The organism is Aminobacter sp. LjRoot7 (assembly GCF_964252895.1).
Taxonomy (GTDB): domain Bacteria; phylum Pseudomonadota; class Alphaproteobacteria; order Rhizobiales; family Rhizobiaceae; genus Aminobacter; species Aminobacter aminovorans_B.
Genome location: NZ_CAXUPX020000008.1, coordinates 150,002 through 172,517 on the forward strand (window position 1 = coordinate 150,002; position 22,516 = coordinate 172,517).

The 22,516-nt window shown below is 65.9% G+C and carries 16 protein-coding genes; 8 read left to right on the forward strand and 8 right to left on the reverse strand.

Features of this window, described 5'->3' with window-relative positions; genetic code table 11:
* From ACSQ3E_RS21575 to ACSQ3E_RS21585, 3 genes are all read left to right on the forward strand, one after another.
* Entirely contained in the window at nt 1–1,143 is a 1,143-nt protein-coding gene (locus tag ACSQ3E_RS21575) for a benzoate/H(+) symporter BenE family transporter (protein ID WP_436124268.1), read from the forward strand.
* A gap of 120 nt (nt 1,144–1,263) precedes the next feature.
* Nucleotides 1,264–1,704, forward strand: coding sequence for a DUF2852 domain-containing protein (locus tag ACSQ3E_RS21580; RefSeq protein WP_436124269.1), 441 nt, complete (start codon nt 1,264–1,266; stop codon nt 1,702–1,704).
* A gap of 91 nt (nt 1,705–1,795) precedes the next feature.
* Nucleotides 1,796–2,554 carry a M48 family metallopeptidase gene (locus ACSQ3E_RS21585; protein WP_436124270.1) on the forward strand — a complete coding sequence of 253 codons (759 nt, stop codon included), beginning with the start codon at nt 1,796–1,798 and terminating at the stop codon, nt 2,552–2,554.
* Nucleotides 2,555–2,584: 30 nt separating this feature from the next.
* On the opposite strand, the gene ACSQ3E_RS21590 is transcribed toward ACSQ3E_RS21585, so the two are convergent.
* Nucleotides 2,585–3,472: a LysR substrate-binding domain-containing protein gene (locus ACSQ3E_RS21590; protein ID WP_436124271.1), complete on the reverse strand. Its 888-nt coding sequence runs from the start codon at nt 3,470–3,472 to the stop codon at nt 2,585–2,587.
* Between the two features lie 296 nt (nt 3,473–3,768).
* Between ACSQ3E_RS21590 and ACSQ3E_RS21595 the strand changes: the two genes are divergently transcribed.
* Genes ACSQ3E_RS21595 through ACSQ3E_RS21615 form a run of 5 tightly spaced genes read left to right on the forward strand, consistent with a single transcriptional unit; the run spans nt 3,769 to nt 8,850 of the window.
* On the forward strand, nt 3,769–4,428 hold the full coding sequence (locus tag ACSQ3E_RS21595) for a phosphoribosylanthranilate isomerase (RefSeq protein ID WP_436124272.1): 660 nt from the start codon (nt 3,769–3,771) through the stop codon (nt 4,426–4,428).
* A 29-nt stretch (nt 4,429–4,457) separates the two neighbouring features.
* On the forward strand, nt 4,458–5,678 hold the full coding sequence (gene trpB, locus ACSQ3E_RS21600) for a tryptophan synthase subunit beta (RefSeq protein ID WP_310325546.1): 1,221 nt from the start codon (nt 4,458–4,460) through the stop codon (nt 5,676–5,678).
* A 2-nt stretch (nt 5,679–5,680) separates the two neighbouring features.
* Nucleotides 5,681–6,523 carry a tryptophan synthase subunit alpha gene (trpA, locus tag ACSQ3E_RS21605; protein ID WP_310325548.1) on the forward strand — a complete coding sequence of 281 codons (843 nt, stop codon included), beginning with the start codon at nt 5,681–5,683 and terminating at the stop codon, nt 6,521–6,523.
* A 36-nt stretch (nt 6,524–6,559) separates the two neighbouring features.
* Nucleotides 6,560–7,483, forward strand: a complete 924-nt coding sequence (accD, locus tag ACSQ3E_RS21610; protein WP_310325550.1) for an acetyl-CoA carboxylase, carboxyltransferase subunit beta — start codon at nt 6,560–6,562, stop codon at nt 7,481–7,483.
* A gap of 35 nt (nt 7,484–7,518) precedes the next feature.
* Entirely contained in the window at nt 7,519–8,850 is a 1,332-nt protein-coding gene (locus tag ACSQ3E_RS21615) for a bifunctional folylpolyglutamate synthase/dihydrofolate synthase (RefSeq protein WP_436124273.1), read from the forward strand.
* Between the two features lie 70 nt (nt 8,851–8,920).
* On the opposite strand, the gene trxA is transcribed toward ACSQ3E_RS21615, so the two are convergent.
* From trxA to ahcY, 7 genes are all read right to left on the reverse strand, one after another.
* Nucleotides 8,921–9,241, reverse strand: coding sequence for a thioredoxin (gene trxA / locus ACSQ3E_RS21620; RefSeq protein ID WP_067955731.1), 321 nt, complete (start codon nt 9,239–9,241; stop codon nt 8,921–8,923).
* A 74-nt stretch (nt 9,242–9,315) separates the two neighbouring features.
* Nucleotides 9,316–12,852 carry a double-strand break repair helicase AddA gene (gene addA / locus ACSQ3E_RS21625; protein WP_436124274.1) on the reverse strand — a complete coding sequence of 1,179 codons (3,537 nt, stop codon included), beginning with the start codon at nt 12,850–12,852 and terminating at the stop codon, nt 9,316–9,318.
* Nucleotides 12,849–15,974, reverse strand: coding sequence for a double-strand break repair protein AddB (addB, locus tag ACSQ3E_RS21630; protein WP_436124275.1), 3,126 nt, complete (start codon nt 15,972–15,974; stop codon nt 12,849–12,851). The genes addA and addB overlap by 4 nt, the downstream gene beginning before the upstream one ends.
* Nucleotides 15,971–16,675 (reverse strand): nucleotidyltransferase family protein, encoded by a 705-nt coding sequence (locus tag ACSQ3E_RS21635; protein ID WP_436124368.1) that lies wholly within the window; start codon nt 16,673–16,675, stop codon nt 15,971–15,973. Before ACSQ3E_RS21635 ends, addB begins: the two co-directional genes overlap by 4 nt.
* A 35-nt stretch (nt 16,676–16,710) precedes the next feature.
* Entirely contained in the window at nt 16,711–18,219 is a 1,509-nt protein-coding gene (tsaE, locus tag ACSQ3E_RS21640) for a tRNA (adenosine(37)-N6)-threonylcarbamoyltransferase complex ATPase subunit type 1 TsaE (protein WP_436124276.1), read from the reverse strand.
* 5 nt (nt 18,220–18,224) lie between these two features.
* Nucleotides 18,225–20,774, reverse strand: coding sequence for an ATP-binding protein (locus tag ACSQ3E_RS21645; RefSeq protein WP_436124277.1), 2,550 nt, complete (start codon nt 20,772–20,774; stop codon nt 18,225–18,227).
* A 196-nt stretch (nt 20,775–20,970) separates the two neighbouring features.
* Complete coding sequence (gene ahcY / locus ACSQ3E_RS21650) at nt 20,971–22,371, reverse strand: adenosylhomocysteinase (protein ID WP_115729996.1); 1,401 nt, start codon at nt 22,369–22,371, stop codon at nt 20,971–20,973.
* Nucleotides 22,372–22,516 lie beyond the last annotated feature (145 nt).

Below are 22,516 nucleotides of genomic sequence, written 5' to 3' on the forward strand. Positions count from 1 at the left end.
ATGCGCATCTCGATCCCGATCTCGGCCTTCGTCGCGGCCATTGTCGGCTTCGGCAGCACGCTCGCCATCATCGTTGCCGCCGCCGACGCAGTGGGCGCGACGCATATCCAGACCGCCAGCTGGGTCACCGCTATCTGCCTTGCCATGGCGTTCGAGACCGCCTGGCTGTCGTGGCAGACGAAGATGCCTGTTATCTCGGCCTGGTCGACGCCGGGTGCGGCGCTGATCGCGGCGAGCAGCGGCTTTACCATCAACGAGGCGGTCGGAGCCTTCCTGGTTGCCGGCGTGCTTTTGGTGCTGACCGGGCTGATCAAGCCGCTGACGCAGTTGATCTCGCGCATCCCGGCCTCGGTCGCCTCGGGCATGCTGGCCGGCATCGTCGTCACCTTCGCCATCAATGCGGCCAAGGCCGTGCCCTCTGACCCGTGGCTGATCCTGCCGTTGATCGGCGCATTCTTCCTGGTTCGGCTCTACAATCCGGCGCTGTCGGTGCTGGTGGTGCTGGTTGGCGGCGGGTTGGCTGCGTTCCTGACCGGCCGTGTCGGCACCCTGCCCGTGCCGGAACTGTCGACGCTGACACTGATCGCGCCGGAGTTCACGCTGACCGCCACGATCGGCCTGGCGTTGCCGCTCTATCTCGTCACCATGGCCTCGCAGAACCTGTCGGGCCTCGCCGTGCTGCGCGCCGCTGGTTACAACCCGGAGCCCGGCCCGCTGATCGGCGTGACCGGGCTGTTTTCAGTGCTATCAGCGCCGTTCGGTGCCTCGACCACCAATCTCGCCGCGATCTCGGCTGCGATCTGCACCGGTCCCGACGTGCACCCTGATATGAAGGAGCGCTGGAAGACCGGGCCGTTCTATGCGTTCGCCTATCTGGTCTTCGCTGCCTTTGGCGCGTCGCTGGTGGCAGTGTTTGCCGTGCTGCCGCCGAGCCTGATCGTGCTGGTGGCGGGGTTGGGGCTGGTGTCGTCGCTGGCCAACGCCCTCGCCATCGCGCTCAAGGACGACCACCACCGCATGGCGGCGACGATCGCCTTCGTGGTCACCGCCTCGGGGCTGACTTTGCTCGGCGTCGGCTCGGCCTTCTGGGGGCTGGTCGCGGGGGTTGTCGTACTGGTGCTCGAGAACTTCAAAAAAGGCTAGGTTTGACAAGGTCTTGTCCGGTTTTGGCCGGCACCGTCTTGAATCGCCATTTTTGCTTTCCCATGTCGATATGAGCAGCATTTTTCCCTGCTGCCTCGAACAAAGGAACGGCAATCTACTATGAACACGACTGCACTGATCCGTCCGGCTTGGACGCCGGCAACCATCGCGTTGATGGTGATCGGCTTCATGGTGTTCTGGCCGCTCGGCCTCGCCATGCTTGCCTACATCATCTGGGGCGACCGGCTTGACGGTTTCAAGCGCGACGTCAACCGTGCGACCGACGGCATCTTCGCCGGCTGCCGCAAGGCTTCGTACCGGGCCAGCGCCCATACCGGCAACGTCGCTTTCGACGACTGGCGCGAGAAGGAACTCGAGCGCCTGAACGAAGAGCGTCGCAAGCTCGACGAGATGCGCGACGAATTCGACTCCTATGCCCGCGAACTGCGCCGGGCCAAGGACCAGGACGACTTCGACCGCTTCATGGCCAACCGCAACAAGCCAACGGCCCCCACCGTCACGCCCAAGAAGGGCGGCAAGTCGGGCCTGCTTGACGACTAAGGCCAGCCCAAACTGCTGAATGCCAACGGCGCCGTGAACGCGGCGCCGTTTCTATTGCGCCGATGTCACTCGAATCATCTAGTCTCGCACCATGTCCTTTGGCTTCTTCCGCAAGCTGACCAAGCCGGCGCCGACACCCGTCCTGGAACGGGACCATGTCGTGGCCGGCCGCACGTTGCCGCTCAGGATCGTCGAGAACGACCGGGCGCGCCGGCTGACGCTGCGCATCGACGCCGGCGGCCGCGGCCTGCGCATCACCGTGCCGCCCGGCCTGCGCCAGGGCGAAGTCGACCGCTTTCTCGACCGCCACCAGGGCTGGCTGGAACAGCGCCTCGCCAAGGTGCCCGACCGGCCGCAGGTGCGCCCCGGCATCAAGATCCCGATCCGCGGCGTGCCGCATCTCATCGTCCATGAAGGCGGCACGCGCGGCACCGTGCGCCAGTCGCAGGACGACAGCGGTCCGACGCTGGTCGTCCATGGCGACCGGATGCACCTGCCGCGCCGCATCGCCGACTTCCTCAAGCGCGAGGCCAAACGCGACATCGAAGCGATGGTCGTCAGGCACTGCGAGGCCGCCGGCCGCCGCGCCAAGGCGATCCGCTTCCGCGACACGACGAGCCGCTGGGGCTCTTGCACCTCCGACGGCGTGCTGTCGTTCTCGTGGCGGATCATGATGGCGCCGACACCGGTCATCAATTACCTCGTCGCCCACGAGGTCGCGCATCTCCGCGAGATGAACCACGGCCCGAAATTCTGGAAGCTGTGCGAAGAGCTGTGCCCCGACACCGAGCGCTGCAAGGCCTGGCTCAAGCGCAATGGCGGGGCACTGCAGGCGATCGTGTTTGAATGAGGCCGACCCTCCCCACAAGGGGGAGGGTAACTACGCCCTCAGCCACTGCTCCATGAAATCGAGAAACACCTGCACGCGCGGCACGCGGAAGCGGCCCTTGGGCATCAGCGCCCAGAGCGAGATCGTATCCGAGCGGTTGATGTCGGCGAGGATCTCGATCAGCCGCCCGTCGCGCACCGCCTGGCCGAGGACGAAGTCGGCAAGGCGGACGATGCCGTGGCCTTCGACGGCGAGGTCGAACAGCATGCCGACATTATCGCAGGTGAAATTGCCCGAGGGCTGGAAGCGGACGATGCTGTCGCCGCTTGCCAGCGGCCAGGTGGTCGGCGCCGACTGGCCCGAAAGCGGGACGCAATTGTGCCCGACGAGTTCGGCGGCCGAGCGCGGCGTGCCTGCACGGGCCAGATAGGAAGGCGCGGCGCAGATCAGGCGGCGGCCTTCGGCCAGCTGCCGCGACACCATCTCCGAACCCGACGTCGGGCTGCCGCGGAGAACGATATCGACCTGTTCGGCGACAGGATCGATGAGGCGGTCGATCAGGGTCAGGTCAACTGAGACCTCCGGGTAGCGTCGCAGGAACTCCGGCACCGCATGAAGCAGGGTCTGCCGGGCGAAACCGGTGCTGGAATTGACGCGCAGCAGGCCCTTGGGCTTCGCCCGCGCCGACGCGACGTCGGCCTCGGCGAGGTCGATGAGTTCAAGAACTTCGCGTGCCCGCTCGAGGAACAAGGTTCCTTCCGAGGTCAGCGCCAGCCGGCGTGTTGTGCGTGTCAAAAGCCGGACGCCCAGCCTGTCCTCGAGCCGCGACACCAGCTTGGACAGGGCCGACGGGGTGACGCGCAGGTCATCTGCCGCCTTTGCAAAAGAGCCTAGGTCGACGACGCGCACAAAGGCCTTCATGTCATCCGAGGATGCCATATTCGTGATCTCAGTTCATGAATGAATGGGCAATCTAGCTGATTATTGGCAGTGAGGGAAATGATAGTTCCTCGGCATGTCTTCACCGAGGGACCTGCCATGCAGCCCGACCGACAACCGCCAGCATTCAGTCCTTCATCGCGCGAGCCGATTGACTACGACCGCTTCCGGGCGATCGCCGCATATGAGCGCCGCAAGGCCATTTCAGCATTCCCCGGCGCGGTGCGTCGCTGGCTGACGCTTGCCTTTCGCAAGCTGTTCTCGACTTCGCCGCCTTTTCGTGTCAATTCCGGCCCATGGCACTCGACATCAAGATCTGCGGCCTCAGCACCGCCGAAACCTTTGAAGCCGCGCTAGGCAATGGTGCGAGCCATGTCGGGTTTATCTTCTTTGCCAAGAGCCCGCGCAACGTGTCGCCCGCACTCGCCGGGCAGTTACGCCAGGCCGCGAAGGGCCGTGCGGAGGCAGTAGCCGTCACCGTCGATGCCGACGACGCCTTTCTCGATGCGATCGTGGCTGAAGTGAAGCCCGATATGCTGCAGCTGCACGGCAAGGAAACGCCCGAGCGCGTCGCCGAGGTGAAGGTGCGCCACGGCCTGCCCGTGATGAAGGCCTTTTCCATTCGCGAGGCCCGGGATTTCGACGCCATCGTGCCCTATGCGGGGGTCGCCGACCGCCTGCTTTTCGACGCCAAGCCGCCCGCAGGGTCCGAATTGCCCGGCGGCAATGGCGTTTCCTTCGACTGGCGGTTGCTCGCGGGCCTTGACGCCTCCGTCGAATACATGCTTTCCGGTGGCTTGAACGCCGCCAATATCGGCGACGCCCTCAGGCTCGCAAACCCGCCCGGCATCGACATCTCATCGGGCGTGGAAAGCGCACCCGGCGTCAAGGATGCGGCGCTGATCGACAATTTCTTCAGGGCCGTCCGGGCCGCGCGCGAAGACAGCGCCGCCTGAGTGAGCCTCCAGCCGCAAGGAGATCGGCCTTGAACCAGCCGGCAGAGCCCAATTCCTTCCGTACCGGTCCCGACGAACAGGGCATGTTCGGCATCTTTGGCGGACGCTTCGTCGCCGAGACGTTGATGCCGCTGATCCTTGAGCTGCAGCGCCACTGGGACGAGGCCAAGAATGACCCGGCCTTCAAGGCGGAGCTCAACGAGCTGTCGACCTACTACGCCGGCCGGCCGTCGAAGCTCTATTACGCCGAAGGCCTGACCCGCCATCTCGGCGGCGCCAAGATCTATTTCAAGCGCGAGGACCTGAACCACACCGGCTCGCACAAGATCAACAACTGCCTCGGCCAGATCCTGCTCGCCAAGCGCATGGGCAAGACCCGCATCATCGCCGAGACGGGTGCTGGCCAGCACGGCGTGGCATCCGCCACCGTTGCCGCGCGCTTCGGTTTCCCGTGCTTCGTCTACATGGGCGCCACCGACGTCGAGCGGCAGAAGCCGAACGTGTTCCGTATGAAGCTGCTCGGTGCCGAAGTGCGCCCGGTCAGCGCCGGCCACGGCACGCTGAAGGACGCGATGAACGAGGCGCTGCGCGACTGGGTCACCAACGTGCACGACACCTATTACCTGATCGGCACGGCTGCCGGCCCGCACCCCTATCCGGAACTGGTGCGCGACTTCCAGTCGGTGATCGGCACCGAGGCACGCGCCCAGATCCTCGAACAGGAAGGCCGCCTGCCCGACATGATCGTCGCCGCTGTCGGCGGCGGCTCGAATGCGATCGGCCTGTTCCATCCGTTCCTCGACGACCGCAGCGTCAAGATCGTCGGCATCGAAGCCGGCGGACGCGGCCTCGACGGCATCGAGCACTGCGCCTCGATGAGCGCCGGCAAGCCGGGCGTGCTGCATGGCAACCGCACCTATCTTTTGCAGAACGACGACGGCCAGATCCTCGACGGCCACTCGATCTCGGCCGGTCTCGACTATCCCGGCGTCGGCCCCGAGCATAGCTGGCTGCGCGACAGCGGCCGCGTCGATTATGTTCCGATCCTCGACGACGAGGCCCTCGACGCGTTCCAGCTGACCACCAAGGTGGAAGGCATCATCCCGGCGCTCGAATCCGCCCATGCGATCGCGCATGCGGTCAAGGTCGCGCCAACGATGGGCAAGGACAAGGTGATGATCGTCAACCTGTCCGGCCGCGGCGACAAGGACGTGCATACGGTGGCCAAGATGCTGGGCATGGAGATCTGATCATGACGACCACCCGCATCGACCGCCGCATGGCGAAGCTGAAGGCCGAGGGACGCCCGGCGCTGGTGACCTATTTCATGGGCGGCGACCCCGACTACGAGACGTCGCTGTCGATCATGAAGGCGCTGCCCAAGGCGGGTAGCGACATCATCGAGCTCGGCATGCCATTTTCCGATCCGATGGCCGACGGCCCGGCGATCCAGGCCGCCGGCCTGCGCGCGCTGAAGGCGGGCCAGACGCTGGCCAAGACGCTTCAGATGGCGCGCGAGTTCCGCAAGGACGACAACGACACGCCGATCGTGATGATGGGCTACTACAACCCGATCTACATCTATGGCGTCGACCGCTTCCTCGAGGAGGCAGTCGCCTCCGGCATCGATGGCCTGATCGTCGTCGACCTGCCGCCGGAGATGGATGCCGAGCTGTGCATCCCAGCGCTGAAGGCCGGCATCAACTTCATCCGCCTGGCAACGCCGACGACCGACGACAAGCGCCTGCCCAAGGTGCTCGAGAACACCTCCGGATTCGTCTATTATGTGTCAATGACCGGCATCACCGGCTCGGCGCTGGCCGACACCTCGAAGGTCGCCGAGGCGGTCAACCGCATCAAGGCACACACCGACCTGCCTGTCTGCGTCGGCTTCGGCGTCAAGACCGCCGAGCAGGCGCGCACCATCGGCGCCTCCGCCGACGGCGTGGTTGTCGGCACGGCAATCGTCAATGCGGTGGCCAATGTCATTGGACCGAAGGGCGAAAAGACCGCCGACCCGGCCGAGGCCGTGGCAACGCTGGTCACCGGCTTGTCCCAAGGCGTTCGCGCCGCACGCCTTGCTCCCGCCCAATAAATACCCCATGTCCTGGGCTCGAAGAGGACCACTGCCATGAACTGGATTACCAATTACGTCCGCCCCAAGATCAACTCGATGCTTGGCCGCCGGGAAATGCCCGACAATCTCTGGATCAAGGATCCCGAGAGCGGCGAGATGGTGTTCCACAAGGACCTCGAGGAAAACCAGTACGTCATCCCGTCCTCGGGCCACCACATGAAGATTTCGGCGAAGGAGCGGCTGCGCTTCTTCTTCGACGACGGCCGCTATGAGGCCATCGAGAACCCCAAGGTCGTCACCGACCCGCTGAAGTTCCGCGACGAGAAGCGCTACGTCGACCGCCTGAAGGACGCCAAGACCAAGACCGGCATGGACGACGCGATCCTGTCGGGTACCGGCAAGATCGAAGGCCTGCCCGTCGTCGTCACCGTGCAGGACTTCGCCTTCATGGGCGGTTCGCTCGGCATGGCTGCCGGCGACGCCATCATCCGCGCCTTCGAGGTTGCGCTTGAGAAGAAGCGCCCGCTGATCCTGTTCGCCGCTTCCGGCGGCGCGCGCATGCAGGAGGGCATCTTGTCCCTCATGCAACTGCCCCGCACGACGGTCGCCGTCGATCGTCTGAAGGAAGCAGGCCTGCCCTACATCGTGGTGCTGACCAACCCGACGACCGGCGGCGTCACCGCCTCCTATGCGATGCTGGGCGACGTCCACATCGCCGAGCCAGGCGCGCTGATCGGCTTTGCCGGCCCGCGCGTCATCGAGCAGACGATCCGCGAAAAGCTGCCGGAAGGCTTCCAGCGCTCCGAATACCTGATGGACCACGGCATGGTCGACATGGTGGTGTCGCGTCTCGAAATGAAGTCGACGGTTGCCAACCTGCTCAAGATCCTGACCAAGGCGCCGGTGGCGGCCAAGGCTGTCGAGGCCGAGATCCTGCCGCCCGTCGTGCCTGTGCCGGAACGCCGCCCGCAAGCCTGATCTGACCGCAGCAGCGTAGCGCCCGGGGGAATGCCATGACCACGCTCGAAGCCGATCTCGAAATCGAGCGCCTGTTGGCGCTCCATCCGAAGGGCTTCGACCTTTCGCTCGACCGCATCACGCGCCTGCTCGAAAGGCTGGGCAATCCGCAGGACCACATGCCGCCGGTGATCCACATCGCCGGCACCAACGGCAAGGGTTCTTGTGCCGCATTCTCGCGCGCACTGTTGGAAGCCCAGGGCCTGCTGGTCCATGTCCATACCTCGCCGCATCTGGTGAACTGGCATGAGCGCTATCGCCTTGCAGCACCGGGTGGCGGCAAGCTTGTGGCCGACGACGCGCTGGCGGACGCCGTGCGCCGCGTCGGCGAAGCCAATCGCGGCGAGAAGATCACCGTCTTCGAGATCCTCACCGCAGTCACATTCGTGCTGTTTGCCGAGCATCCGGCCGACGCCTGCATCATCGAGGTTGGCCTCGGCGGACGTTTCGACGCCACCAATGTCATCAAGCGCTCGGCCGTGTCGGTGATCATGCCGGTGTCGATGGACCATGAAGCCTATCTCGGCGACAAGGTCGAGCTGATCGCCGCCGAGAAGGCCGGCATCATCAAGCGCGGCTGCCCAGTCGTCGTCGGCGCGCAGGAAACCGAGGCAGCGCAGCAGGTGCTGATCGACACCGCCGAGCGGCTGAATTGCCCGCTCGAGGTCTATGGCCAGGATTTCGTCGCCTTCGAGGAAAACGGCCGCATGATATACCAGGACCAGACCGGCCTGATGGACCTCATGCCGCCGCGCCTGCCTGGCCGTCACCAGTTTGCCAACGCCGCAGCGGCAATTGCCGCGGTGAAGGCAGCCGGTTTCCCGGTCAACGAACGCGCCGCCGACAAGGCGATGGCGTCGGTGACCTGGCCCGGGCGGATGCAGCGCCTGCCGCAGGGCGCGCTGAGCGAGCTGGCGCCAAAGGGCGCCGAGGTCTGGGTCGACGGCGGCCACAATCCCGGCGCCGGCACTGTCATTGCCGAGGCGCTGACCGAACAGGAAGAGAAGTTCCCGCGGCCGCTGTTCCTGATCTCCGGCATGATCAACACCAAGGACCAGACCGGCTACTTCAAGCCGTTCCATGGCATGGCGCGCCATGTCTACACCGTACCGGTGACGATGAGCGATGCCGGCGTTCCCAACGAGGAGCTGGCGGTGCGCGCCACCGAGGCCGGGCTGTCGGCCGAGCCGGTGAGCTCGGTTGCCAACGCGCTGATGCTCTTGCGCGATACCTGGGACGAGAACGAGCCGGCGCCGCGCATCCTGATCGGCGGCTCGCTCTATCTGGTGGGCGAGGTGCTGGCGGCAAACGGCACGCCGCCGACCTGAGGCCAACAGAATCTCGGATACAAAAAAGCCCGGCCAAAGCCGGGCTTTTTCAGTTGGATGATACGAGCGATCAAACGTTGCCGCTGATCCAGTGCGACAGTGCCGTCTTGGGCAGCGCGCCGACCTTGATGTCGGCGACTTCGCCGTCCTTGAAGATCATCAGCGTCGGGATCGAGCGCACGCCGAACTGGGCGGCGATCTCAGGGTTCTCGTCGATGTTGACCTTGGTGATCTTGACCTTGCCGGCGAGCTCGTTGGAAATCTCTTCGAGCGACGGGCCGATCATCTTGCAGGGGCCGCACCATTCAGCCCAGAAATCGACGACGACAGGCTCTTTGGCCTCGAGCACGCCGGACTTGAAATTGCTGTTGTCGATCTTGACGGTGGCCATGATGCGATCCTCTTGGAGTTGTCTGTCGCGCCATATGTGGTAGTGCGCGGACCCTTGGTCAAGCACCCGTTGTGTCACGCTTGGGTGAGTCGAACAAGGGCGGCATCCATCGCCTCGGCCGGTACAGCGATCAGCCGCGCTGCGTCGGTGAACAGCAGTGCCGCCGAAACCGCCTTGCCGGGATAGAGCGGCTGGAGCAGCGCCCGGTAGAGCGTAAGCTGCACGACATAGGCGTTCGGCACTTGCTCGAAGGAGGCGGGCGGCGGCCGGTTGGTCTTGTAGTCGACGATCAACACCTCGCTGTCGGTGACCGCCAGGCGGTCGATCTTGCCAGACACCGAGCGCGGCTTTCCCCTGACATCAAGGCTGCCCATGATCGACACTTCGGCGCGCGAGGAAGGCGAGAACAGCGGCGAAAATCGCGGGTCGCCAAGCACGGCAAGGACCGAGGCCAGCGCGCCGGCACGCTCCGCCTCCGGCCAGCCCCGACCTGTACGGGCGAGGTAGCGCTCGGCGGCGGGCTGGCGTGCTTCCGGGTCAAGGCGCGGCAGCATCTGCAGCAGGCGATGCAGGGCCGAGCCGCGGGCGATGGCAAAACCCGGTTCGCCTTCAGCATCGAGCACCGGCGAGCGACCGGAGATGACGACTTCCTGCGTCTCCTCGATCAGCGCCGAAGCACCCGACGGCGACAGCGGCCGCGGCAGGTCCTCGAAGGGCGGGGGCTCGGCATAGAGGCTGTCCGGCAAGGGTTCGACACGCGACCTGTCGCCGGCCGCCGGTTCCGGCGCCGACAGCGGAGTTGCCGGCAATGGTGTGACGCGGAAGCGGTGGACAACCCTGTCTGTAGTGACGGGATGGCCGCGCTCCTCGCTCTCGGGCGCCACCGACAGCGCACGGCTGACGATCGAATGCCAGGTATTGAGGCCGGGCTGGCGCTTGCCGTGATAGCCGCAGACGACCAGTCGGTCCTCGGCGCGGGTCATGCCGACATAAAGCAGACGCCGGTACTCGTCGTCGGCGAGATCGCGGGCCAGCGCGCTGGCACCTTTGGAGAAGACGTTGGCGACATCGGCCCCGGCGCGCCAGAGATATCCCTTGCCCTGCCAATGCCGCTCCCGGGGGACGAAGGGCATCAGGCGCGGCAGATGCTGGTCGCTGAACGGCGCCGAGCCGCTGTCGACCAGGAACACGACGGGAGCTTCCAGGCCCTTGGCCGCGTGCACGGTCATGATGCGGACCTCGTCGCGCGTCTGGTCCATCTCGCGCTTGATCTCGGGACCGGCGCTTTCGAGCGTCGACAGGAAGGATTCGAGACCGGGCAGGCCGGTCCGCTCCTCGGCCAGGCAGAAATTCAGGAACTCGTCGAGGATGTCGCCGGCCTCCTGGCCGAGGCGCGAGATCATCCTCCGGCGCACGCCGTCGCGGTTCGGACCACCCGAAAGCACGCCGGAATAGAACTCGAAGATCGGCCGGAAGGCAGCCTCGGTCGACCAGGCTTCGAGGGTCGCCGCGACCTCGGCGAACGCGGCATCGCCCGCCGCATGGTCGCGCAGCGAGGCGATCAGTGACCTTCCCTTGCCGCGATCGGCCGAGAGCACAAACAGCGCATCTTCCGACAGGCCGAAGATCGGGCTGCGCAGCACGGCGGCCAGCGACAGGTCGTCCTCAGGCTGGATCAGGAAACGCCCAAGCGCGATCAGGTCCTTGACCGCGATATGGCCGGGCAGGCTCAACCTGTCGGCGCCGGCGACGGGAATGTCGCGACGCTTCAGCGCCCGCGACAGGGCGTGCACGAAGCGGTCGCGCTTGCGCACCAGCACCATGACGTCGCCGGCGCGCAGGCGCTTGCCCGTGCCTTCGATAATCTCGCGCTCGTCGAGCCATTTGCGGATCGTCGCCGCAACCTGTTCGGCGACGACCACTGCGGGCGCATGGGCATGGTCGATAGGCTTGCGCCAGTCGTCGGGCTCGTCGACGGCGTCGGCACCGACGGAGGGCCAGACCTCGACGTAACCTGCCGCACCAGCGCGGATCGCCTTGTGGCTCGGCGGCTCGGGCGCGCGGGTGACGCCGCGACGGACGCTGGTATCCTCGAAGACGCGGTCGACGGCCGACAGCACGTCGTCTGTCGAGCGGAACGACCAGGTCAGCGTGACATCCTCGAAACGTGCATCGGCATCGCGGATGCGGCCGGCGAATTCATGCTTGGAGTTGTCGAAGGATTCGGGTGCTGCGCCCTGGAACGAATAGATCGACTGCTTTTCGTCGCCGACGGCAAAGACCGTGCGGTGGACATTGTCGCGGGCGCTGAAGCCGGAGAAGAACTCTTCCGCCAGCCGCTTCACCACTTCCCACTGGTCGGGGCTGGTGTCCTGTGCCTCGTCGAGCAGGATGTGGTCGATGCCCTTGTCGAGCTTGTACTGCACCCAAGGCCCGGCATCGGGGCGCGCCAGCAGGTTAACGGTGCGGGTAATCAGGTCGTTGAAGTCGAGGAAGCCACGGCCGGTCTTCAGCCGCTCGTAGCGGGCGATCAGCCAGTCGGCGATGGTCAGCGCTGCCTGCGTTGCCTCCAGCATGCGGAAATGGGCGAGCCGATCGGCGGCCTCGGTGATGGCCGCTGCGGTGGCCGCATAACGCTCGGGAAGATCGGGCAACCGGTCGAGCAGCGCCTTCTTGAAGGCACTCGATGGATTGTAAGGATCGCCATCGGCCTTGAGGAAGGCGTCCGTCAGAAGCGACAGCCGACGGATCGGGTCGGCTTCGGCATAAGCGAGGCGGGCATAGGGCAGGATGTTGTTGAGCACGCTGCGCGCGTCGGTGACTTCGGCTGCCGCAGCGAAGGCATTGAAGAAGGCCGGCTCGAAACTAGGCAGCGGCCAGATCGACGCGGCGATGGCTTCGGCGCTGTCGTCAGGCGAAAAGCGGAACTCCTCGTAGAGCGCGCCGAACGGCCAGGAAAAGTCCTGGATCTGGGCGATGAAGGCGCGCAGCCCATCGCGCTTGCGCACGATCTCGGCCAGCAGCGCATCGAGCCCGGCCTCGCCGCCACGCTCCAGCACCTTAGCAAAGGCCTCGGCCAGCTCCGGATTGTGCTCGCCAGCGCCGGTGACCATGTCGCGCCGCGCGGTGGCGAACAAAGTTGCCTCCATCTGGCTGTCGAGCATCTCGAAATGGGCGGCGATGTTGGCCTCGAGCGGGAACTGGTGAAGCACCGACTCGCAGAAGGCGTGGATGGTCTGGATCTTCAATCCGCCCGGCGTTTCCAGCGCCTCGGCGAACAGCCGGCGGGCACGCCGCAGCTTGGCCGCATCAGGGCGCGCGCTATCGAGGGCGGTGATCCGCTCGGCCAGTTCCGCATCCGGCAGCATTGTCCACTCGGACAAATTGGCGAAAACGCGGTTCGACATGTTGGCGGCGGCGGCGCGGGTATAGGTCAGGCAGAGGATCTTGGACGGGTCGGTGCCGCGCAGCAAAAGCCGCATCACGCGCTGCGACAGCACGTGCGTCTTGCCCGAGCCGGCATTGGCCGACACCCAGACGGAATTGGCGGGATCGGAGGCGCGCGCCTGGCGTTCGGCGGTCTCGGTGGGGACGAAGAACTTCTTCTTCATTCCTCGCCCTCCGCGCCGCCGTCACCGCCGGCCGACCATTCGAGCACGCGGGCGAGATGGTCGTAGTCGCCGTCGGTCTCGCCTTCGCGGAAGGGCAGGGCGCGAGAGAGATAACCTGTCGTCGGGTCGTTGTAGTGCAGCAGGAGTTGCTCCAGCCGCTCCCAGGCCTCTTCCGACAGTTCTATGGCCGATTTGGGCTTGCGGTTGTGCTCGAGGATGGATTCCTCGAACACCTCGCCATTCGGCTTCAGCCTGACGAAGGCGAGCTGCGAGGGCTCGCGCTTGCCAAGCTCCCGAAAGGCGCCACGCCGCAATAGCGCGCCTTCGAGCGCCAGCTGCGGCGAGATCAGCGTGTGCGCCTGCGCCTTGGATGGTGACGAGCCGGTCTTGTAGTCGAGAATGTCAGCCATGCCGCCAGCGAGCAGGTCGACGCGGTCGGCGCGGCCCGACAGCGTCGCGCCACTGAGTCCGACCTCGACGGCTGAAGCGCCTTCCTCGGCGTGGCGCGAGGCCACCGCATCGGCGCGGCTGCGTTCCCATTCAATGATGTTGACCGCCAGCCGCTCGAAGCGCGGCCACCAGACAGCCTCGACGTCGGCGGGCAGGGCCGCTTCGGCGAAGCAATGGCGGCCGGCGGCGATCAGCGCGTCGAACGCATTGGGAGCACGCGGATCGACGATGGTCGCGGAAAACAGATGCAGGATGTCGTGGAACAGCGTGCCCCGCTCGGCGGCACCTGGATCGCGCACCAGCGGGTCGATCGCCGACAGGCCGAGGATGCGCCTGGCATAGACGGCGTAAGGGTCGCGGCGCAGCGTCTCGATCTCGGTGATGCTGAAGCGGCGCGGCCTGACCTCCACCGGCGGCCTGGGCTCGGGACGCGATGCGAAATCGGTTTTTTGGCCGGCATCGAGCTGGCGTGCCCAATGAAGCAGGCTTTCGCCGCGTTTTCGCAGCACCGCCGCATGGTCGGGGCCGAGATAGGTGAGCAGGCGCTGCAGCCAGCGCGACGGCACGGCGGGCGCATCGCCCGAGCGGGCGGAGCGCGACAAGACCACATTCTTCGCGCCCATCGCCATCTGGAAATCATGGGCGGCAAGGCCGATGCGGCGTTCCGGCGGCTCAAGGTCGATGCCGGTCTTCATGACACGTGACATGAAGCGGTCGGCCTCGGCCTTGCGCGGCCAGCTGCCTTCGTTGAGGGCGCCGATGACCAACGTGTCGACGGTCTGCAGGCGGGCTTCGAGCGCGCCCCATATGGCAATGGCGCGGTCGGCACCTTGCGCCGGCTTGACCGCCTCGGGCGCCACCAGCGCATCCATGACGTCAGGCCACTCGTCGGCGGCGAAGCTGAACGACGCCTGCGCGGCAACAAGCGAACGCAGCGCCTCGGCGAGCTTGGCGCCGGCATCGCCGTCATAGAGCGTGCCCAGGCCGCCATGCTCGTCGCGCGCGAAATTTTCCAGTGCCTCGACTGTAGCCCTGACGATCGCTGCCAGCTCGACCTGCGCGTCGCCGCGGAAGGCAAACAGCGGCGCCAGGCCGGAGACCAGCCTGTTGGCGACGTCGCGGGCTTCCTCGATGCGGCGTACGCTGATGCGGTCGAACCAGAAGGGCTTGCGCGAGGCATCGCCAATGCCGGTAAGGCGCGCTTCGAAATCCTCGGCGAGCCCGGCAATATCTGGCCGGCCGACACCGCCGCGCAGCACGACGAGTTCGATGGTCTCGGCGGCGCGGCGGACCGCCGAACGCTCGCGGCCAAGGCGCAGCAGCGGATGCTTGAGCAGCGACAGCACAGCCACGGGATCGCCCGGGCGGAAGGCGGCAGCGAGCATTGTGCGCAGAAGTGCCGCCGGCGGCGTGTTGGCCAGAGGCAAACCACCGGAATCGTCGGCCTGGATGCCGAAGCGGCGAAGCTCGGAGGCGACGCGGCGGGCAAGGTTGCGGTCGCTGGTGACCAGTGCCGCGCGATGGCCAGGCTGGGCCACCGCCTGGCGAAGCGCAATGGCGATCGCCGCCGCCTCGTCGCGCTCATGGGCTGCTTCGAGAAGCGTGACACCAGCGAAGGCGTCCGCAATCTCGGCGTCATCGACGTCGCCACGCTTTTCAGCCCAGGCGTCGGTGGTCTCGGCCGGCCGCAGCGCTTCGCCGACGATGGCGGCACGGCGGGCCATGGCGCGGGTTGGTGCGCCCAGCTCGTCAACGTCGTCGCGCAGGATGCCGATCTTGCCGATCAGCTTGGCGAGGCCGTACTGGGGATGACCGAGCACCGAGGCCCTGGCACCGATCTCGGTGATCGTCTCATAGGCGCGCTGGTCGAGCGTGGCGTCCAGTCCCGGAAGGACGACTGCGCCGCGCGGCAGGCGCGAGATGGCGGCGAGGAGCTCGGCGGTAGCAGGGATCGAGCCGGTGGAACCCGCCGCGATGACCGGTCCGGCCGGCGGGTTGCGTTTCAGCCGCTCGGCTTCAAGGCGGATCAGGGCGCTGCGGTGGGCGGCGGGGTTGGACTGGCCGCGCTCCTTCAGCATTTCCGGCCAGGCGCTGGTGACGATGGAGAGGAAGTCGAGCGTCACCTGCCACCAACCCGACAGCTCGCCCGTCACCAGGCCGGCAAGCCGCGACCAGTCGGAGCCTTCGGTCTCGATTTCGTCCATCAGTCCGGCCAGGTCGCGCGCCAGCCAGATAGCGTCCGCTGCCGAGGCTGGCACGACGATCTCCTCCTCGAACAGGGCGGCGACGTGGGCGGGCAGGCGGCGCTTCCAGGCGCGCACCAGCGGCGCGAGCAGGAGCAGGCGGTCGGTGGCCGAAACCGGCGGGGCGAGGTCGAGCGCGCCGCCACCCTCGTCCTCGAAGGCAGCTTCGTCCTCGTCGAACTCACCCAGCGGCTTGATGACCGGCAGGATCGCCGAACTGCCGCCGCCGGCGTCGACAAAGACGCCGCGCAGGGCGCGCGCGGCGCGGCGCGTCGGCACGTAGATGGTGACGTCGGCCAGGGCCAGCGGATCGCCGTCGAAACGGAAGTCGGGGATCAGGCTGCCGTCGAGCAGCGATGCCGCCAACGTCGGCAGGAAGGGGGTGCCGGGCGGGATGGAAAAGACACGTGGCGACGCGCGGCCGCTCATTGCGCCTCCGCCGATGCCCTCTTCACCGCAGCCTCGGCGGGTGCGATAGCATCGGGCGTGCCGACAGTGATCCAGCTGCCCGACATGCGCATGCCATGGAGCCGGCCCGTCGTGATGGCTTCGTCGAAGTAGCGGTTAAGCGAGTGCGGGGTCTCGGTGGCTTCGTCGAACAGGCGCGGGTGGACGATCGCCGCCCCGGCATAGATCAGCCCTTCGGGTGCGCCCTTGGCACGGCTCAACGTCCCGTCCGAGGCGACGAGAAAATCGGTGCAACCGGAGTGTCCGGTCGCCTGTTCGAGGTCCGCCAGCATCAGGAGAATATCCATGCGCCCGGCATCCCAGGCAAGGGCGAGGCGGGTCAGGTTGGGCACGCCCTCGTCGATCCAGAAGGTATCGGCGTTGACGATGTAGAACGGCGCCGCACCAAGCAGGGGCAGCGCCCTGACGATTCCGCCGGCGGAATCGAGCAGCCCGTCGCGTTCGTCGGAGATTTCGATGCGCGGCGCCTGGCGGGAAGCCACGTGCTCGACGATCTGGTCGGGCAAATAGTGGACGTTGATCACGGCCCGTTCGACGCCCGCCTCGGCGAGGCTGTCGAGGCCCCAGTCGAGCAGGGTCTTGCCCGATATGCGCACCAGCGGCTTGGGGATCGTGTCGGTGATCGGCCGCATGCGCTTGCCCAGGCCGGCGGCGAGAACCATGGCGACGGAAGGAATGGTGGATGCTCCGCTCACCGTCAGAACTCCTCGAGCAGGCGGTTGTCGCGGTAGAAGTCGCGCAGTTCCGCGAGTGCCGGGTGAGAGAGCGCGCGGTGCAGATAGTCCCTGATGCGCGGCAGGTGCCTGAGATATTGCGGCTTGCCATCGCGCCGGTCGAGGCGGACGAAAATGCCGAGGATCTTCGAGTTCCGCTGTGCTGCCATGATGGCGTAGGCCTCGCGGAACGCCGCCTCGTCGAAGCTGCCTGCGGCATAACGAGCGGCGACATAGGCATCGACGGTGCTGCGCTCGATGTCGGGCGACAGGGTCACCCGCGCATCCATGGCGAGTGAGGCGACGTCATAGGCGACCGGGCCGATCAGCGCGTCCTGGAAGTCGACGATGCCGAGCCGGTCGTGGCCCTGGCGATCACCGCGCCAGATGATGTTGGGCGAATGATAGTCGCGAAGCACCAGACCATACTGCTTGTCGGCAAGGCGGTCGAAGACGGCGTTCCAGGCGGCATGGTAACCGTCGCGCAGCGCATCCGAGGCCGGCGCGCCAGTGACTGCCGGCACGTACCAGGCAGGCAGGAGGTCGACCTCGATCATCAGCGCATCGCGATCGAAGGGCGGCACTTGGTGGATCACGCCTGATGCTGCCTCGAGCCGGTCACCCCAGTGTTTCCCGTGAATCATCGCCAGCAGTTCGGCCGCTGCGGCGTAGCGCTCGGCGAAAGGCTTGCCCGCGGGATCGAGGAAAGCGCCTGAGCCGAGATGTTCGAGCAACAGGAAGCCCTGGTCGAGGTCCTGGGCGACTATGCCGGGCACGGTGACGCCACCCGCTGCCAAAGCCCTGTCGATGGCGGCGAAGGCAGCGACGGTCTGGGCGGTGTGCGCAATCTCGGCATAGGGCTTGCCGTCGTGGACAGGCGGGCCGAGCACCAGGCGCGGCGAGTTCATCAGCACCAGCGGCGCATGGCCTTCCAGCGTCACCGTCTCATAGGACCGCGCCGAAGCGTCGCCGATGAAACGGGTGCGATGGGCGTCGCCCCAGGCTGAAGCCACGAGGAAGTCGCGCATGGCGAGCGAACGGCCAATGCGGTCGAGGGCCGGGCCATCGCCTGTAATCGTGATGCGACGGCCATCGCCTTCATGCTGGAACGCGATGCGCAGGCTGGTTGCCGGCATGGCATCAGTGGCGCGCTCCGGCCATTCGACCAGCGCCACGCCCGAGTTCACCGCCTCGTCAAAACCAAGCTCTTCCAGCTCTTCCGACGACGACAGGCGATAGAGGTCGAAGTGATGGACAGGGACTGGCGTGTCGTAGCTCTGAACCAACGTGAAAGTCGGGCTCGGCACCTCATGCACGGGATCACCGACCAGGGCGCGGATCAGGCCGCGCGCCAGAGTCGATTTGCCGGCGCCAAGGTCGCCATCGAGCAGGAACACATCGCCTGGCCGCACGGCCATGGCAAGGTCCTCGCCCAGCTGCGTGGTGGCGGCCTCGTCGGGCAGGAATCGTTCCAGCGATCTGGCCGTCGTCAAACGTGCTACTCCGCCGCGACCCGGACGCCGGCAGGCACGTCTGGGAACAGGCAGATGACCGTGGTGCCAAGATCCTTGCCGCTGTCGATGCGGACAGTGCCGCCATGCAGCTCGACGAAACTCTTGACGATCGACAAGCCGAGGCCGGCGCCGCGCTTGCGGCCGCCGTTGACGCGGGATTCGAAGCGCTGGAACATGGTGTCGAGCACTTCGGGAGGCACGCCCGGGCCGTCATCATGGACGGAGAATTCAATGCCCTCGGCGCGCTGGCGGCAGGCAAGCGTGATGGTGCTCGCAGCCGGCGCATAATTCACCGCGTTGCTGAGCAGATTGTAGAGGATCTGGCGCACGCGGGTTTCGTCGCCGTTGAAGCTCTTGGGCGCGCTCTTGACCTCGATGGCGAGCTTGATGGAGTGCTCCTCCAGCCGGTCGGCAACCAGCTCGGCGGCGGCCTCGATGGCGCGGTGGACATGCACCTCGGAGATGTCGAGCTGCATGATGCCGGCGTCGACGGTGGCAAGGTCGAGGATGTCGTTGACGATGGTCAACAGCACGCCAGACGACGACCCTATATGCTCGACATATTCGCGCTGGCGCGGCGACAGCGGCCCGGTGCCGGGCAGCGACAACAGCTCGGTAAAGCCGATGATGTTGGTCAGCGGCGAACGCAGCTCGTAGGACACGTGCTGGACGAACTCGTTCTTGATCTGGTCGGCGCGTTGCAGCGCCTCGTTCTTGTCCTTCAGCGCGCGCTCGACATTGACGCTGTCGGTGACGTCGACGAAGGTCAGCATCACCTGGCCGTTGGGCAGGTGGATGACGGCATGCTGCAGCACCGAGCCGTTCTTGAGCTCGGTCTGGCCGTGACGGTCGCTGCGCTCGTCAAAGCCGGTGACGGCGGAGACGAAATCGCCCCACGGGCTGTTATCGGCACGGGTATCGCATTCGGCGCGGATGGCCGAGATATGCGTGCTCTGCCGCAGCGCTTCAGGCGAGACGCCCCAGAGCAGGCCGAAAGCGGGATTGAACAGGCGGATACGACCATCAGGCCCGAAGACGACGACGCCTTCGGCCAGGTTGTCGAGGGTTTCACCCTGCACACGCACGGCTGTCGTGTAGCGGCTTTCGAGATCGATCCTTTCGGTCAGGTTCTCGAACACCCAGGTGACGCCGCCCTTGGGCTGCGGATTGGCAACCACACGGATGGTGCGGCCGTCGGGCAGGTGCCAGAGATGCTCCTGCGGATCGACGGCACGATAGGCCGACAGCAGGTTCTCCTTCCAGCGGCGCCATTCCTGCTGCTCGGGCAGCTTGCGCTCGCTGCGCAGGCGGTCGAGCAGCAGCGCATTGTCGGGCGCGCTCGAGATGTAGCCGGCGTCGAGATCCCATAGCTTCTGGAAGGCGTTGTTGTAGAAGCGCAGCTTCTGTCCGGCGTCGAAGGTGGCGACGGCGGTGGCAACCTGGTCGAGCGTGTCGGCGTGGCTTCGCACGACCTGGCTGTATTCCTCGCGAATGGCGTCGGCCGCGCTCATGTCGGCGGCGATGCCGGCCGAGCCTTCCTTGCCGACGAGGTCGGTAACGGCAAACATCTTGCGGTCGCCGTCGATGACGGTCGAAAGCGTCTGCTGGAACAGGGGCCGCGTCTGGTGCTGCTGGGCGATCGCCTCGCGCGACTGCGTGCCGAGGAATTCCTTGCCGTCGCGGATGGCGGCGGACGAATCCACCGCCTCGACGGCCTTGGCGAAGGCCTTGTTGACCCATTTCAGGCGGTTATCGGCATCGCGCATCCAGAACGGCATGTCGATGGCGTCCATCAGGCCGATCAGCGTCTCGTATTCGGCGCCGAGGCGCTGGTTTTCGAGCTTCAGCCGCGCCTGGCCGCGCTGCGCCTCGGAAATCGAGACAAAGCGGACGATGACATGCGCGCCACTCTTGCGGCCATGGACCTCAAGCGCGGCATTGGCATGGGTCTCGGCAATCAATTCGAACGCCGTGCCCTTGTCGCGCAAGGCAGCGATGGCGTTTTCAAGTGCCGCAGCCGAACGCGGCATCAGCCAGCGGCCGAAGCCGAGGAAGGCGGCGCGGTCATCAGGCGCCCCGGTCTCGATCGGCAGCGAGCCGACAAGCTCGGGCTTCTTGTTTTCGTTGGCCCAGACGATGACGCGCTGGTCGCGCAGATTGAGCAAAGCCTCGGAACGCTGCAGCGAAGCATTGAGGTCGGCGACGCGGCCGCGCAGCTCGACGTTCTCGGCGCTGATGCGGCCCTTTTCGCGGATCAGCGCGATGGCGGAGATCAGGGCAGCACCCATCACGCCGACGAACATGGCAAGCTGGATGACTTCAGCGGTGCTCACGGGCAGGCCGGCAACAGATGCCTGCTGGGCATGGGCAAAGCCGAAAGGCGTGCAAAGAGCGGTAGCGCCAAGCAGGACGACAGCTGCGCGGCCGCCGAGCCGACGCATGGTCTGCCACCTGCCGCTGGAACGGGCCATCTGCGAATCCTGGTGGCCGCCGGAAACGGCCTGTCCCGCTGGAAGCGGGTATTCCCCCGGCATGTCTTGTTCCTCTCCGCCGCCTGAATGCAAGACCGCCCTGAAGCGCCCCCAAAGTCCCGCCGAGGACGGGCGCGTGACGAATCACGTCACAATACCCGGTAGGCGAATCGCCGTGAAGAAGGCGATTGCCCAAAAAGAGAAGCCGGGCGAAAGTCAATCGCCCGGCTTCAATATGTGGTATGTTTATTCGCTATGGTTAATAGCGGTAGTGTTCCGGCTTGAACGGACCCTTCGGCGTGACGCCGATATAGGTAGCCTGCTCATCGCTCAGCGTGGTCAGCTTGGCGCCGAGCTTGTCGAGATGCAGGCGGGCAACCTTCTCGTCGAGGTGCTTGGGCAGCACGTAGACCTCGTTCTTGTACTGGCCGGGCTTGGTCCAGAGTTCGATCTGGGCCAGCGTCTGGTTGGTGAACGACGCCGACATGACGAAGCTCGGATGGCCGGTCGCGTTGCCGAGGTTGAGCAGACGGCCTTCCGACAGCAGGATCATGCGCTTGCCACCCGGGAAGGTGATCATGTCGACCTGCGGCTTGACGTTGGTCCACTTCAGGTTGCGCAGAGCGGCGACCTGGATCTCGTTGTCGAAGTGGCCGATGTTGCCGACGATGACCATGTCCTTCATCAGGCGCATGTGATCGAGGGTGATGACGTCCTTGTTGCCGGTCGTGGTGATGACAATATCGGCGGTCGGAGCAGCATCCTCAAGCGTGACGACTTCAAAGCCGTCCATTGCGGCCTGCAGCGCGCAGATCGGGTCGACTTCGGTGACCTTGACGCGGGCGCCAGCGCCCTGGAGCGAGGCAGCCGAGCCCTTGCCGACGTCGCCGTAACCGCAGACGACGGCGACCTTGCCGGCCATCATGACGTCGGTGCCACGGCGGATACCATCGACCAGCGATTCCTTGCAGCCGTACTTGTTGTCGAATTTCGACTTGGTGACGGAGTCGTTGACGTTGATCGCCGGGAAGGGCAGCAGGCCCTTCTTCTGCAGCTGGTAGAGACGGTTGACGCCGGTCGTGGTCTCTTCGGTGACGCCACGGATGGCGGCCTTGTGCTTGGCGAAGAAGCCCGGCGTTTCAGCCATGCGCTTCTTGATCTGGGCGAACAGGATTTCTTCCTCTTCGCTGCCCGGGTTGGACAGCACATTCTCGCCGGCTTCGGCGCGGGCGCCGATCAGGATGTACATGGTGGCGTCGCCGCCATCGTCGAGGATCATGTTGGTGGCGCCGCCGTCGGTCCACTGGAAGATCTGGTCGGTGTACTGCCAGTATTCCTCGAGCGTCTCGCCCTTGACGGCGAAGACCGGGATGCCAGCTTCGGCAATCGCCGCGGCCGCGTGGTCCTGCGTCGAGAAGATGTTGCACGAGGCCCAGCGGATGTCGGCGCCAAGTTCCTTCAGCGTCTCGATCAGCACAGCGGTCTGAATGGTCATGTGCAGCGAGCCGGAAATGCGCGCGCCCTTGAGCGGCTTGGCTTCACCGAATTCCTCGCGGCAGGCCATCAGGCCCGGCATTTCGGTTTCGGCGATCTCGATTTCCTTGCGACCCCAGCCGGCGAGCGAAATGTCGGCGACCAGATAATCCTTGCTACCCGTCATGGCTTGCTCCGATTCCTGTTTGCTGCGCGCCAAAGCGGGAGGCTTGAAAGGGCGCGCGAAAGATCGGCCTGACTACCAGATCAGGCCGTCATCGACAATGGGACATAAAGAAATCTTTATTCGTGCATGTCACTAGGCAGATGCC

Bases quoted from the DNA above. Each gene is read 5' to 3' on its own strand.
- ACSQ3E_RS21575 (WP_436124268.1), top strand. From the start codon at position 1: ATGCGCATCTCGATCCCGATCTCGGCCTTCGTCGCGGCCATTGTCGGC.
- ACSQ3E_RS21580 (WP_436124269.1), top strand. From the start codon at position 1,264: ATGAACACGACTGCACTGATCCGTCCGGCTTGGACGCCGGCAACCATC.
- ACSQ3E_RS21585 (WP_436124270.1), top strand. From the start codon at position 1,796: ATGTCCTTTGGCTTCTTCCGCAAGCTGACCAAGCCGGCGCCGACACCC.
- ACSQ3E_RS21590 (WP_436124271.1), bottom strand. From the start codon at position 3,472: ATGGCATCCTCGGATGACATGAAGGCCTTTGTGCGCGTCGTCGACCTA.
- ACSQ3E_RS21595 (WP_436124272.1), top strand. From the start codon at position 3,769: ATGGCACTCGACATCAAGATCTGCGGCCTCAGCACCGCCGAAACCTTT.
- trpA (WP_310325548.1), top strand. From the start codon at position 5,681: ATGACGACCACCCGCATCGACCGCCGCATGGCGAAGCTGAAGGCCGAG.
- accD (WP_310325550.1), top strand. From the start codon at position 6,560: ATGAACTGGATTACCAATTACGTCCGCCCCAAGATCAACTCGATGCTT.
- ACSQ3E_RS21615 (WP_436124273.1), top strand. From the start codon at position 7,519: ATGACCACGCTCGAAGCCGATCTCGAAATCGAGCGCCTGTTGGCGCTC.
- trxA (WP_067955731.1), bottom strand. From the start codon at position 9,241: ATGGCCACCGTCAAGATCGACAACAGCAATTTCAAGTCCGGCGTGCTC.
- addA (WP_436124274.1), bottom strand. From the start codon at position 12,852: ATGAAGAAGAAGTTCTTCGTCCCCACCGAGACCGCCGAACGCCAGGCG.
- addB (WP_436124275.1), bottom strand. From the start codon at position 15,974: ATGAGCGGCCGCGCGTCGCCACGTGTCTTTTCCATCCCGCCCGGCACC.
- ACSQ3E_RS21635 (WP_436124368.1), bottom strand. From the start codon at position 16,675: ATGGTTCTCGCCGCCGGCCTGGGCAAGCGCATGCGGCCGATCACCGAC.
- ACSQ3E_RS21645 (WP_436124277.1), bottom strand. From the start codon at position 20,774: ATGCCGGGGGAATACCCGCTTCCAGCGGGACAGGCCGTTTCCGGCGGC.
- ahcY (WP_115729996.1), bottom strand. From the start codon at position 22,371: ATGACGGGTAGCAAGGATTATCTGGTCGCCGACATTTCGCTCGCCGGC.